The organism is Actinokineospora alba (genome assembly GCF_004362515.1).
In the GTDB taxonomy this organism is placed as follows: Bacteria; Actinomycetota; Actinomycetes; order Mycobacteriales; family Pseudonocardiaceae; genus Actinokineospora; species Actinokineospora alba.
In genome coordinates this window covers 4,693,704-4,705,757 of record NZ_SNXU01000001.1, presented here as the reverse complement: position 1 = coordinate 4,705,757, position 12,054 = coordinate 4,693,704, and the positions used below count along the sequence as shown (strand labels likewise).

The 12,054-nt window shown below is 69.4% G+C and carries 14 protein-coding genes; 9 read left to right on the top strand and 5 right to left on the bottom strand.

Going from position 1 to position 12,054, the window contains the following annotated elements:
- Positions 1–24: 24 nt before the first annotated feature.
- Together C8E96_RS21725 and C8E96_RS21720 are read left to right on the top strand one after the other, a co-directional pair.
- Positions 25–588 (top strand): DUF402 domain-containing protein, encoded by a 564-nt coding sequence (locus C8E96_RS21725; RefSeq protein ID WP_091375471.1) that lies wholly within the window; start codon positions 25–27, stop codon positions 586–588.
- 145 nt (positions 589–733) lie between these two features.
- Positions 734–1,255, top strand: a complete 522-nt coding sequence (locus tag C8E96_RS21720) for a DUF402 domain-containing protein (RefSeq protein WP_091375467.1) — start codon at positions 734–736, stop codon at positions 1,253–1,255.
- 144 nt (positions 1,256–1,399) lie between these two features.
- On the opposite strand, the gene C8E96_RS21715 is transcribed toward C8E96_RS21720, so the two are convergent.
- The 3 genes from C8E96_RS21715 to coaE all read right to left on the bottom strand — a co-directional run bounded on the left by C8E96_RS21715 (position 1,400) and on the right by coaE (position 3,461).
- Positions 1,400–1,885 carry an SRPBCC family protein gene (locus C8E96_RS21715; protein WP_091375464.1) on the bottom strand — a complete coding sequence of 162 codons (486 nt, stop codon included), beginning with the start codon at positions 1,883–1,885 and terminating at the stop codon, positions 1,400–1,402.
- The gene (locus tag C8E96_RS21710) at positions 1,869–2,222 is read right to left on the bottom strand and encodes an ArsR/SmtB family transcription factor (protein WP_091375461.1); all 354 of its coding nucleotides are present in this window, start codon (positions 2,220–2,222) and stop codon (positions 1,869–1,871) included. The genes C8E96_RS21715 and C8E96_RS21710 overlap by 17 nt, the downstream gene beginning before the upstream one ends.
- Before the next feature lie 69 nt (positions 2,223–2,291).
- Positions 2,292–3,461 carry a dephospho-CoA kinase gene (gene coaE / locus C8E96_RS21705; protein ID WP_091375458.1) on the bottom strand — a complete coding sequence of 390 codons (1,170 nt, stop codon included), beginning with the start codon at positions 3,459–3,461 and terminating at the stop codon, positions 2,292–2,294.
- A gap of 58 nt (positions 3,462–3,519) precedes the next feature.
- On the opposite strand from coaE, the gene C8E96_RS21700 reads away from it, so the two are divergent.
- Complete coding sequence (locus C8E96_RS21700) at positions 3,520–4,119, top strand: DUF4126 domain-containing protein (RefSeq protein WP_091375456.1); 600 nt, start codon at positions 3,520–3,522, stop codon at positions 4,117–4,119.
- A gap of 86 nt (positions 4,120–4,205) precedes the next feature.
- The gene (locus C8E96_RS21695; protein ID WP_091375452.1) at positions 4,206–4,418 is read left to right on the top strand and encodes a hypothetical protein; all 213 of its coding nucleotides are present in this window, start codon (positions 4,206–4,208) and stop codon (positions 4,416–4,418) included.
- On the opposite strand, the gene C8E96_RS21690 is transcribed toward C8E96_RS21695, so the two are convergent.
- Positions 4,419–5,105 carry a Clp protease N-terminal domain-containing protein gene (locus C8E96_RS21690; RefSeq protein WP_091375447.1) on the bottom strand — a complete coding sequence of 229 codons (687 nt, stop codon included), beginning with the start codon at positions 5,103–5,105 and terminating at the stop codon, positions 4,419–4,421.
- 129 nt (positions 5,106–5,234) lie between these two features.
- Positions 5,235–6,749, bottom strand: a complete 1,515-nt coding sequence (gene rpsA / locus C8E96_RS21685) for a 30S ribosomal protein S1 (RefSeq protein WP_091375444.1) — start codon at positions 6,747–6,749, stop codon at positions 5,235–5,237.
- A gap of 278 nt (positions 6,750–7,027) precedes the next feature.
- Here rpsA and C8E96_RS21680 point away from each other — a divergent pair, with 278 nt between their 5' ends.
- The 5 genes from C8E96_RS21680 (at position 7,028) to C8E96_RS21660 (ending at position 12,042) form a co-directional block, all read left to right on the top strand.
- Entirely contained in the window at positions 7,028–7,849 is an 822-nt protein-coding gene (locus C8E96_RS21680) for a class I SAM-dependent methyltransferase (protein WP_091375440.1), read from the top strand.
- The gene (locus C8E96_RS21675; RefSeq protein WP_091375703.1) at positions 7,846–8,757 is read left to right on the top strand and encodes a GNAT family N-acetyltransferase; all 912 of its coding nucleotides are present in this window, start codon (positions 7,846–7,848) and stop codon (positions 8,755–8,757) included. The genes C8E96_RS21680 and C8E96_RS21675 overlap by 4 nt, the downstream gene beginning before the upstream one ends.
- A gap of 110 nt (positions 8,758–8,867) precedes the next feature.
- Positions 8,868–9,479 (top strand): P-loop NTPase family protein, encoded by a 612-nt coding sequence (locus tag C8E96_RS21670; protein WP_091375437.1) that lies wholly within the window; start codon positions 8,868–8,870, stop codon positions 9,477–9,479.
- On the top strand, positions 9,476–11,455 hold the full coding sequence (locus C8E96_RS21665; protein ID WP_091375430.1) for a YhgE/Pip family protein: 1,980 nt from the start codon (positions 9,476–9,478) through the stop codon (positions 11,453–11,455). Before C8E96_RS21670 ends, C8E96_RS21665 begins: the two co-directional genes overlap by 4 nt.
- A complete protein-coding gene (locus C8E96_RS21660; RefSeq protein ID WP_091375427.1) occupies positions 11,452–12,042 on the top strand; it encodes a TetR/AcrR family transcriptional regulator in 591 nt (196 codons plus the stop codon). Before C8E96_RS21665 ends, C8E96_RS21660 begins: the two co-directional genes overlap by 4 nt.
- The last annotated feature ends 12 nt before the right edge of the window (positions 12,043–12,054 follow it).

The window sequence follows — 12,054 nt, the reverse complement described above, 5'->3', positions numbered from 1 at the left end:
GGGTGGAGTAGGCACGATGGGCGCATGGCCGCGAACTTCCCGGTGCCTGTCCCGATCGCCCGCCGCGACGACCGCCACCACGAGGTGCACCCACCCAAGGTGGAGCTCTTCGATGTCGAGGCGATGACCAATATCGACCCCAAGGGCTTCGTCCGGACGGTCGACGAATACCGCCACACCGAGCACGGGCTCTACATGGCGCGCCCGGTCGACGGCCACCGACGCATCGCCTACTTCGAGTCGCTGCTGCTGCCCGAACTCGGGCTGCGGGTGTCGAAATGGCAGGCCAACCCGGGTTTCGACCTCGGTCACGACTTCTACATCGACATCGTCGACATCACCGACGGGCCGATCTGGCGGACCAAGGACCTGTACTTGGACATCCTCGTCCGCACCGGCCACGACCTCCGCGTGGAGGACACCGACGAACTGCTCGCGGCGCTGCGGATCAAACTGATCGACCAGTCGGCGGCGCAGCGGGCGCTGGAACGCACCCACCGCAGCGTCGACGGGATCTCCCGGCACGGCTACGACGTCGACGGCTGGCTCAACGGTCTGGGTATCGCGACAAAGTGGCAAAAGCGCTAGCGCGCGGCCCCGGAAGCGGTCAATAGACCATTAGCGGATCGGGTGAATATTTCGCTCGATAGATATCCGTGTGAACACGAGTCGTGACATAACGAATCGGTCCCGATGATCACAGAACGGATACTGCCGACTACCCTCAGGCCGCGTGGGCACGGCCATCACGCCGCAACTGGTCGACATAGTCGACACGGTGAGCGCAACACGCAGCTACTCGTCCGGGATGTCACGCAACCTCCGGACGTGCCAGATCGAGCGCTGGGGTCTCCGCATGGAGTGCCCGACCCCCGAGGACCCGTTCTCGGACACCGAAGTCACCTGGCTGCTCCCCGATCTCAATCTCCGGCTGACCCAGCAGAAGCCCCGCTCGCGCCACGCACGCGGCGGACCAAGCGTCCTGACCGCCGTCCGGGTGCTGCGGGATGGGCGCTATTGGCGGACCACGGACCTGCTCCTGGGGCTCGCCGCCCCCGGCAGCGGCTCGACAGCGCGGATCGTGCGCTCGGAAGAGTTCGCGGCCGCGGTCGCGGGCCTGGTCCTCCGAGTCGGCGACGCGGATTTGGCGTTGTGCACGGTGCACAAGACCCTCGAAGAACTGAGCCGCTTCCGCCACGACCTTTCGTCGTGGCTGGCATACAAGCACATCTTCGAGGTGTGGCCGCCGTACTGACCAGACTTCTCCACACCCGCGCCAGGTTGTCCACAGCCCAAGCGCACCCCCTCCCACCCGCCCTGACCAGCCGATAGACTGGCCAAGGGCAGTCCCTGGGTGGGCGGGGGTTTAGCTCGGGGCTGCTGCGGCGGCGAATTGGGGTCAGGTTAGGGAGACGGCTACCTGCTCCAGGTGGTCGAGCGCCTCCTGCAGGCCGCCCTCCATGCCCGAGTCGACGTGGGCGTCGCGGTGTTCCTTGGTTTGGTGCTGCACCAAGACCGTCAGCGTGGTGCGGCCGTCGTGTTCGGTGAGGGTAAGCGTGTTCACGGCCTGACCGTCGGGCATACCTTCGTAGATCTCCGTGCTCACCAGGCGCTCGTTCGGTTCGATCTCCAGGTATTCGCCGTGGAAGGCCACCTCGAACCCGCCGTGCGCGACCATCACGTAGCGCCAGGTGCCGCCGACGCGGAGGTCGACGTCGATGCTGGTGACCTCGCCGCGGTCGCCCGCCCACCAGCGCTTGATCAGGTCGGGGGTGGTCCACGCCTTGTAGACCAGGTGCTTGGGCGCCGCGAACTCCCGGGTGATCAGGATCTGCGTGTCCGACGGGAGGGTCACTACCGCCGTCCCGCTAGTCGTCGCTGCCATTGTCTTCCTCCATGTCCTTGAGTTCTTCCAGCACCGCGTCGAGGCGGTCGAAGCGTTCGGTCCAGGTGCGTTCGTAGGCGCGCACCCAGTCGTGAATGGGTTTGAGCGGGTGGCCGTTGAGCCGGTAGATCCGCTGCCGCCCCTCGTCGCGCACCTCCACGAGGCCCACCTCCCTGAGCACCCGCAGATGCTTGGACACCAGCGGCTGCGCCAGCCCGAGCCGGGCGACGAGGTCGTTCACCGGCAGCTCCCCGTGGGCCAGGACATCGAGGATGTCCCGCCGCCGGGGCTCGGCCACCGCGTTGAACGCGTCCACTGTCGTCGCTGCTCGTGCCATGCCGCAATCGTATACCCATATGGGCATACGTCAAGCCTGGCGAGAGCCGACTACCGCGAAAGTCCCATTTCAGGGTGTCCAGCCGGTCTCGGCGGCCCACTTCTCGGCGCGGACGTGGGCCTGGACGAACCAGGCGTCCTTGGCTTCGCCGTACTCCGGGATGGAGTCGAACTTGTCGGCGAGGTCGCGCTTGAGCTGCTCGTATTCCTGACGGGCCGCGTCGTCGGCGCGGAGCCAGGCGGGGATCAGCAGGGCGAAGCGCCAGCCGGGCGAGCCCTGCTCGCGGAGGTGGACGTTGACCCAGCGCAGCGGGTCGGCGCCGACGTGGGTGCGCTTGGGCCAGGGGGTCGAACCGTCGTGCGGGGTGTCCTGGTCGAAGCCGGGCAGCAGCGGAAACCCGGCCCGAGCGAGGGGTTCGTCGAGCGAGTCGTCGAGTGCGGCCACGGCGAGCTGGACGTCCAGGACGTCCTTCGCCGCCAGACCGGGCACCGAAGTCGACCCGATGTGGTCGATGCGCAGGGCCTTCTCCCCCGCCGCCAACCGCAGCCGCGAGATCACGCGCTGAGCCTGCGCGGGCCAGGTCGGGTCGGGCTCGACCAATCGCGGCGCGCCGCGCGGGGTGTGGCGGTGCAGGCGGACGTTGGCCTCATAGCGGACCAGCCGGTCGGCCCACAGTTCGTCGACGGCCGCGAGCACCTGGTCGGCGGGTCCGCTGTTGTCGAGCCAGACGTCGGCGACCGCGCGCCGGGCCTCCTCCGTGGCCTGCGCGGCGATCCTGGCGCGCGCGTCGGCCTCCTGGAGTCCCCGCGAGTGCACGAGCCGGTGCACGCGGACCTCCACGGGAGCGTCCACGATCACCACCAGGTGGTACACCGGAGCCACGCCGATCTCGACGAGCAACGGGATGTCCTGCACGACAACCGCGTCCGCGGGCGCCTCCGCGATCAGCTCAGCCGTCCGCGCGCCCACCCGGGGATGCATGATCGCGTTGAGCCGCTGCCGGGACTCGTCATCGGTGAACGCGATCGACGCCAGAGCCGCCCGATCCAGTGAACCGTCCTCGGCGAGGATGCCGTCACCGAACGCGGCGACCAACTCGGCGAGCCCCTCGGTGCCCGGCTCGACGACCTCACGGGCGACCTTGTCCGAGTCGACGACGTAGGCCCCGTGCTCGGCCAGCCTGCCGGCCACAGTGGACTTCCCGGACCCGATTCCGCCGCTGAGGCCGACATACAACATGCGGGCCAGTCTCCCAGCCGGCGCGCGGCGATCACGGCCCGGTCCTAACATCACTCCCATGCTCGCGGCACTGACCGGTATGGGCCTCTCCGCTGCGGCGGGACTCAACGCCTACATCCCGATCCTCGTGGTCGGGCTCCTGGCGAACTTCACCGACTCGGTGACCCTGCCCAAGGAGTTCACCTGGCTCGGCAACGGCTGGGTGCTGGGCATCGTGGCCGTGCTGCTGGCCGCCGAGTTCGTCCTGGACAAAGTCCCGGTTGTGGACAGCATCAACGACACCATCCAGACCGCCATCCGACCCGCGTCCGGCGGCATCGTGTTCAGCGCGACCCAGGCCGCGTCGGACTTCGACAACTCGACCTGGATGAGCGATCACCCGTGGGTGGGATGGCTGCTGGGCATCGTCACCGCCCTGATCGTGCACCTCACCAAGGCCGCCGCCCGGCCGGTGATCAACGCGAGCACCGCCGGGGTGGGCGCGCCGGTGGTGAGCACGATCGAGGACGCCGGGTCGATCGGCCTGAGCTTCGTGGCGATCTTCCTGCCGGTCCTGGTGATCGCGTTCCTGATCGCGCTCGGGTTCATGGCCGTGTGGACCTTCCGCAAGGTCCGGGCCTTCCGCAGACGCCGGGAGCGGCGGCCGGTACCCGATTAGGACGACACACCGGCGAAATTCCACCGTTTACCCACGGTGGGTCGTACGGTTGCGCGCAACACCGTCACCCACACGGAGGAACTTCGATGCGGAGCGCGCGGCGGTCTGGACGGCACCGGCTCGGGACCCCTGGTTTGGTCCACTGTGTCGCCCACGCGTCCGTGGCCGAAGCCTTGGACGAGTACCGCCGTTCGTGGCTCACGACAGTCCTCCTCCCCGCCCGGCACAGCCTCGCCGGGTTGCGCAGGCGCGCTGTGGCCGCGGCCATGGAACGCGCCTGGGCACCCGCCATCGGCTGATCACCCCCGGGCTTCGAGCAGCTTCGCCAGTGCCTTGGTGATGAACTCCTCCGCCTTCGCCCGGTCCGCGCCGAGCGCGGGCAGCGGCGACTCGTCGATCTCGAACAGCGCCAGCAGCAGGTGCTCGGTGCCGACGTAGTTGTGGCTGAGCCGCAGCGACTCCCGCACGGACAGCTCGAGGGCCTTCTTGCACGCGGGTGAGAACTCGACCAGCGGGCCCGGCTCGGCGTCACCAGCCTCGGGCAGCACGACCCCGGCGCGAATCTTGTCCGCGTCGATTCCCTGCTCCCCCAACGCTTTCATGGCCAAACTGTCCGGTGCGGACAGCAGGCCGAGCAGCAGGTGCTCCGGGTAGATCCTGGACCGCTTCGACTGCTGCGCCTCCGTCTGCGAGGCGACGACGGCCTGGCGGGCCTTCTCGGTGAAGCGGGCGAACATGTTCGGGTCGTCCTTGCTGACGAAGCGCTTCTGCGCGGCCTGCTTGGTGACGCCCATGCTCTTGCCGATGTCCGTCCAGGACGCGCCGGAGCGGCGGGCCTGGTCGACGAAGTGGCCGATGAGGTGGTCGGAGATCTCGCCGAGGTACTCCGCGGCGATGACGGCCGCGGACAGCTGACCCAGGGGGTTCTCGTCGGAGTAGGTGGCGCGGATGGCGCCGATGAGGTCATCGAGACGTGGAGTGGTCATGCCGTCAACCTTAGGTTGACGCCACCCCAATCGTCAACCATTGGTTGACGATCCGCGAGCCGCGGGTAAACGAGAGCCCCGCACCGGGTGGGTGCGGGGCTCTCGGTGGATCTAGATCAAGCGGCTAGATCAGACGCCGCCCGACAGCTTCTCGCGCAGAGCGGCGAGCTGCTCGTCGCTGGCAAGAGTGCCGCCCGACTGGGCCGCCTTCTCGGTACCGGCGCCGGACGAGTAGTTCTGCTCGCCACCGGAACCGCCGCCAGCCGGAGCCGCGCCTTCGCCAGCGGCCTCAGCCTCGGCGTCGGCCTCGGCGGCCTTGACGATCTGCTTCATGTGCTGCTCGTAGCGAACGTGAGCCTCAGCGTACTGACGCTCCCACTCCTCGCGCTGCTTGTCGAAGCCTTCCTGCCACTCCTGGGTGTCCGGGTCGAAGCCTTCGGGGTAGATGTAGTTGCCCTCGGCGTCGTACTCGGCAGCCATGCCGTACTGCGTGGGGTCGAACTCGGTGTCGGCGGTGAAGCCCTCGTTGGCCTGCTTCAGCGACAGCGAGATGCGGCGACGCTCGAGGTCGATGTCGATGACCTTGACCATGACGTCGTTGCCGACCTGCACGACCTGCTCCGGGATCTCCACGTGGCGCTCGGCCAGCTCGGAGATGTGGACCAGGCCCTCGATGCCCTCGTCCACGCGGACGAACGCACCGAACGGAACCAGCTTGGTGACCTTGCCCGGCACGATCTGGCCGATCGCGTGGGTGCGGGCGAACTGACGCCACGGGTCTTCCTGCGTCGCCTTGAGCGAAAGCGACACGCGCTCGCGCTCCATGTCGACGTCGAGGACCTCGACGGTGACTTCCTGGCCGACCTCGACAACCTCGGACGGGTGGTCGATGTGCTTCCAGGACAGCTCCGAGACGTGCACCAGGCCGTCGACGCCACCAAGGTCCACGAAGGCACCGAAGTTGACGATCGAGGACACGACGCCCTTGCGGACCTGGCCCTTCTGCAGCTGGTTGAGGAACTCGCTGCGGACCTCGGACTGGGTCTGCTCGAGCCACGCGCGACGCGACAGGACCACGTTGTTGCGGTTCTTGTCGAGCTCGATGATCTTGGCTTCGAGCTCGCGGCCGACGTACGGCTGCAGGTCGCGCACGCGGCGCATCTCGACCAGCGACGCCGGGAGGAAGCCACGCAGACCGATGTCCAGGATGAGGCCACCCTTGACGACCTCGATGACCGTGCCCTTGACCGGCTCGTCCGACTCCTTGAGAGCCTCGATCGTGCCCCACGCACGCTCGTACTGAGCGCGCTTCTTGGACAGGATCAGACGGCCCTCCTTGTCCTCCTTCTGGAGAACGAGGGCCTCGACCTCGTCGCCGACCTTGACCACGTCGGCGGGATCGACATCGTGCTTGATCGACAACTCGCGCGAGGGGATGACGCCCTCGGTCTTGTAGCCGATGTCGAGCAGGACCTCGTCCCGGTCGACCTTGACGATCGTGCCCTCAACGATGTCGCCATCGTTGAAGTACTTGATCGTCGCGTCGATGGCAGCGAGGAACTCCTCTTCGGATGCGAAGTCGTTGACGGCGACCTGCTGCTTCGGCGCGGTGACAGCCGGGACAATGGTGGTGTCGGTGGACATAGGGTAGGTGGCTCCGGTACGGATTGGTTTGGGTCGGGCTTACGGTTTTCAAGGCATTCGATATCCGGGGCGCGGCGGAATTTTTCGCCGACGGCACACCCGAACGAACAGGACCACACCGACAACGCCGCGCGACCCGTGAATGATTCCCAGCGGTCAGAAACCCAAGTCAGCGCGAAACCACTGCGCGGCGGTATCCTACGCGGCTGCGTGATGACCGGGCAAACCCGGGGTACCTCCGAGATTGCTGGTCCGGCCGCTGGTGACAGGATGTCACGGTGTCCAACCCAAGCGCCGAGAAGGCCCTCGGCACGACCGCCGTCGCCAGGGTGAATGTGGGCTCGGCCGAGTCCGTCGCCGCCAACATCGCCTGGTGGGACGCCGACGCCGACGATTATCACGCCGAGCACGGTGAATTTCTCGGTGTCGCCGACTTCGTCTGGTGCCCGGAATCGCTTCGCGAAGAGGACGCCAACCTGTTGGGTGACGTCTCCGGCCGTGACGTGCTGGAAGTGGGCTGCGGGTCGGCGCCGTGCGCGCGGTGGCTCTCCGCGCGGGGCGCGCGGGTGGTCGGGCTGGACCTGTCGGCCGGGATGCTGCGCTACGCCTCGGCCGCCAACCTGGCCACGGGGATCGACGTGCCGCTGATCAGGGGAAACGCCGAGAAGCTGCCGTTCGCCGACGGGACGTTCGATATCGCGTGCTCGGCGTTCGGCGCGGTGCCGTTCGTCGCCGACGTGGGCGCGGTGTTCAGCGAGGTCGCGCGCGTCCTGCGCCCGGGTGGCACGTGGACGTTCGCGGTCACCCACCCGATGCGCTGGATCTTCCCGGACGACCCGGGCCCGGACGGCCTGCGGGTCACCGGCTCGTACTTCGACCGGACGCCGTACGTCGAGGTCGACGAGCAGGGCACGCCCACCTACGTCGAGCACCACCGCACGCTCGGTGACTACGTCCGCGCGCTGACCGGCGCCGGGCTGACGATCTTCGACCTGGTCGAGCCGGAGTGGCCCGAGGGCCACACCCAGGAGTGGGGCCAGTGGAGCCCGCTGCGCGGCGAGCTGTTCCCCGGCACGGCGATCTTCAGGTGCCGCCGGTGACGGCGGCGCTCCTGCGCGCCCAGTCCACCCGGTTCGCCGGTCTGGACCCCCTGCTCCCAGCCGCGGTGCAACCGCCGCCTGGCGACCTGCTCACCGCGGCCCTCCCTGACGGCGAGCGTGTCTCGGCGGTGCTGACCCGCACCCTCATCCAGCCGGGCACGCCGCAGTCGCTGTGGTCGGCCTCGGAGGTCTTCGAACTGCACCCGCTGCTCGGCGCCGCCGAGGGCGACGCGCTCGACCCGCTGCTGCGCGCCCTGCCGAGCGCACTGACGGTGACCAGCGCGGACACCGCGTGCGTGGTGACCTGGCCGAGCCGGGACGCGGCGGCGGCGAATGCGCTGTTGGCGCACGGGTTCGTCCCGCTCTCGGTCTTGGCCGTGCGGACGGCGACGACACCGGCGAGCGATTCGACACCGGGTGTGACGGTCCGCCGGGCGACCCGCGCGGATTTGGACGTGCTGGTCGAGTCCGCCTTGGCGGAGGTGGCCTACTCGGCGCAGGTAGGCGGCGCGATACCGCGGCCGGACGCGAGCGCGGTCAAGCGGGCCGCACTGCGGGCGCACCTGACCCAGGGCGACCCCATCTGGCTGGCCGAGCGCGACGGGGTCGCGGTCGGGCACGCCGAAGGCTGGCACACCGACTCCGTGCCGGGCTCCTGGGCCGAGACGCGGGTGCGGCACGGCCGCTGGGGATATGTGAACTGCCTGTCCGTGCTGCCGGACGCGCGGCACGCGGGCGTCGGGCGGGCGCTGATGGCTGTCGCGCACGCCGAACTGAGCCCGCGCACGGTCGGCTCGTTCCTGTATTACAACCCGCCGAACCCGCTGTCCCCGGTGTTCTGGGCCCGACAGGGGTACCGTCCTCTGTGGACGGTGTGGGAAGTCCGCCCCGCGACCGCCCTGCGCTGAGTCTCCGACACCGCACTACGACCTAGGTCTCCCCCCAAACAAGTTGCGCTAGCCAACCGTCATGGGACACTATTTGTACTGACTGGTCAGTTCAACTGGAGGGACACCGTATGGACGTCCGAGCGGATCGCGTCGCGGTCACCGGAGCCCACGGGCCGCTGCTGCGGGCCACCTCCTTGCGCGTGCGGCCCGGTGAGCTCGCGGTGGTCGCGGGCGACCCCGGCCAGGGGCACACGGCGTTCGGCCTGGCGCTGACCGGCCGGATCACCCCGTCAGCCGGGTCGGTCGAGCCGGGCGCGGCCGAACTGCGCGAGCGCGCGGTGCTGGTCGACGCGCCCGGGGTGACCGAGCCTGAACCCGGTCTGAAGGTCGTCGACGTCATCGCCGAGGAACTGGCGCTTACTCGCGTCCGCCGGTCACGTACCGAACTGTTGGACAAGCACGGGCTCACCGCGCGGACCCGGTTCGAGGCGGTGCCCGCGGCGGCCCGGATCGCGCTGCTCACCGACCTGGCGCGGCCCGGCGTGGATTTGCTCGTCCTCGACACCCCGGACCGGCACACGGCCGATGTGGGCGACTGGTGGCCCACCGCGCTGGCGCAGGCCCAGTCGGGCCGCGCGGTCGTCGTCCTGTGCGGCACCGCCGCCGCCGACCGGCTCCCGCTGACTCCCGCCCGGCTGGGCGAACACTTCCAGCCCGCACCCCTGGAGACCCTCTCGTGAACACCCTCCGCCTGGCCCGCAGCGAACTGCGCCGCGTCACCACCGGCCGACTCCCCCGGCTGGCGATCCTGGCGCTGATTCTCGTGCCGTTGCTCTACGGATCGCTGTACCTCTACGCGAATGCGGACCCGTATGACCGGCTCGACCACATCCCGGCGGCGCTGGTCGTGGCCGACGAGGGCGTGACCAAGGCGGATGGCACCCGGTTCGACGCGGGCCGCAAGGTCGCCGACAAGCTGAAGGAGTCGGGTGCGTTCGAGTGGCACGAGGTGTCGGCCGCCGATGCCGAGGCGGGGGTGCGCGACGGTCGGTTCACCTTCTCGCTGACGCTGCCCGCGGACTTCTCCTCGGCGCTGACGTCGACCGCGGACTTCGCGCCGCGGCAGGGGCTGATCTCGGTCACCACCAACGACGCCAACAACTACCTGGTCGGCACGATCGCCGACCGGGTGGTGAGCGAGGTGCGGCGGTCGGTGGCCTCGGAGGTCGGCCAGGAGGCGGCGGAGAAGTTCCTCGTCGGGTTCGGCACGGTCTACCAGCGCACCCAGGAAGCGGCGGCGGGTGCGTCGAAGCTGACTGACGGCGCCGGGCAGGCCAGTGCGGGCGCCACGAAACTCGCCGACGGCCAGCGGGCGCTGCTCGACGGTTCGCGGAAGCTGGCGGACGGGACCGCGACTGCGGCGTCCGGCGCGGGTGAGCTGTCGACTGGGCTGAACATGTTGCGGGACAAGACAAAGGACTTGCCCGCGCAGACCGCTCGGCTTGCTTCGGGTGCGCGTCAGGTCGCGGACGGCAATGAGCGGGTCGCGGTCGCGGGCGAGGAGGTCGCGGGTGCCGCGCAGGGTGTCGTGGACAAGCTCGACGGTGTGGAGAGCGACATCGCCGGGCAATTGCGGGCGATAGGTGTGCCTGAAGACCGGATCTCCGAGGTGGTGGCGCGTGTTCGGGGTTTGCGCGCGCCGGTCGACCAGGCGAACGGGAAGGTGCAGACGGCGGCGACACAGCTGCGGACGTTGGCCAATGGCGCCGACCAGGTGGCCGATGGTGCGGACACCCTGGCCGCGGCGACTCCCGCGCTGACCGAGGGGATCTCGAAGGCGGCGGACGGCGGCAAGCGGCTGGCCGACGGCACGTCCCAGCTCCGCGACGGCGCCGCCGCGCTGCGCGATGGCGAGCAGACCGCGGTCGACGGCACGGATCGGCTGGCCGCGGGCGCTAGGGCACTGGCCGATGGCTCGACGCAGCTGCGGGACGGTCTCACGGCGGGGCTGGGCACGATCCCGCACCCCGACGACGCGACCCGCGACGCCACCGCGCGCACCATCGGCGACCCGGTGGCGGTGCGGACTGTCGGTGAGAACTCGGCGGGGTCGTATGGCGCGGGTCTGGCGCCGTTCTTCCTCGGGCTGGCGACGTGGATCGGGGCGTTCGTGCTGTTCCTGGTCCTGCGACCGCTGTCATCTCGGGCGCTCGCCGCCGGGTATCCGGCTGTGCGCACTGCTCTGGCGGGCTGGCTGCCCGCGGCGCTGCTCGGGCTCGCCCAGGTGGTGCTGATGTTCACCGCGGTCACCACGCTCATCGGCATCCACCCGGCGCGACCGCTGGCGACGCTCGGGTTCCTGGCGTTGACGTCGCTGGCGTTCATCGCGATCGTGCACGCGCTCAACGCGTTCTTCGGCCCCTCGGGCAAGTTCGTCGCGCTGGTCGTGCTGATCCTGCAGCTGATCAGCGCCGGTGGGACCTTCCCCTGGCAGACTCTGCCCGAGGCGCTCTACCCGCTGCACAAGGCGCTGCCGATGGGGTACGTGGTCGACGGGCTGCGGCACCTGATGTACGGCGGTCCGTTGAGCGGGGTGGTCGTCGACGTGGCGGTGTTGGGGGCGTACCTGATCGGAGGGCTGGCGGTGTCGACTCTTGCCGCCCGCAAGCAGCGGGTGTGGACGGCCAAGCGGTTGCGGCCGGAGCTAGTGCTGTGAGCCCCCGGCCGGGACGGACCGACGTCACCAAACGGAAGCTGTTCGACGCGACCCTGCGGCTGGCGGGGACGCGCGGGATGGTCGGGCTGACGGTGGACGAGATCGCCGCCGGGGCCGGGGTCGCGAAGGGCACGGTGTACTACAACTTCGGCAGCAAGGACGGGCTGATCGACGCCCTGCTGCGGTATGGGGTTGACCTGCTGGCGGCCCGGTTGAGCTCGGTGGACGGGGATGCCTCGGACACGTTGTCGCGGTTGATCGACGGGATGCTGGCGTTCTTCGCGGAGTATCCGACGTTCGCGCAGCTGTTGGTGAGCGAGCTGTGGCGGACGCCTGGGCAGTGGCAGCAGACGTTGTCGTTGTTGCGGGAGCAGGTGACTTCGATCATTCGGGCGCAGTTGCAGCGGTTGGCGGATGGTGGGGAGCTGCCTGCGGGGGTGGCGGTACCTACGGCTTCGGCGGCGTTGTTCGGGACGGTGCTGGTGGTGGCGTTGGACTGGCAGGTGTTCGCGCCGGAGCGGAGCCGGGAAGAGGTGCGGGACTCGGTGTTGATGCTGGTCCGAGGGCTGCGGGGCACCGCGGGTTGACGGTGCGCTCGT

Bases quoted from the DNA above. Each gene is read 5' to 3' on its own strand.
- C8E96_RS21725 (WP_091375471.1), top strand. From the start codon at position 25: ATGGCCGCGAACTTCCCGGTGCCTGTCCCGATCGCCCGCCGCGACGAC.
- C8E96_RS21715 (WP_091375464.1), bottom strand. From the start codon at position 1,885: ATGGCAGCGACGACTAGCGGGACGGCGGTAGTGACCCTCCCGTCGGAC.
- C8E96_RS21710 (WP_091375461.1), bottom strand. From the start codon at position 2,222: ATGGCACGAGCAGCGACGACAGTGGACGCGTTCAACGCGGTGGCCGAG.
- coaE (WP_091375458.1), bottom strand. From the start codon at position 3,461: ATGTTGTATGTCGGCCTCAGCGGCGGAATCGGGTCCGGGAAGTCCACT.
- C8E96_RS21700 (WP_091375456.1), top strand. From the start codon at position 3,520: ATGCTCGCGGCACTGACCGGTATGGGCCTCTCCGCTGCGGCGGGACTC.
- C8E96_RS21695 (WP_091375452.1), top strand. From the start codon at position 4,206: ATGCGGAGCGCGCGGCGGTCTGGACGGCACCGGCTCGGGACCCCTGGT.
- C8E96_RS21690 (WP_091375447.1), bottom strand. From the start codon at position 5,105: ATGACCACTCCACGTCTCGATGACCTCATCGGCGCCATCCGCGCCACC.
- rpsA (WP_091375444.1), bottom strand. From the start codon at position 6,749: ATGTCCACCGACACCACCATTGTCCCGGCTGTCACCGCGCCGAAGCAG.
- C8E96_RS21670 (WP_091375437.1), top strand. From the start codon at position 8,868: ATGGACGTCCGAGCGGATCGCGTCGCGGTCACCGGAGCCCACGGGCCG.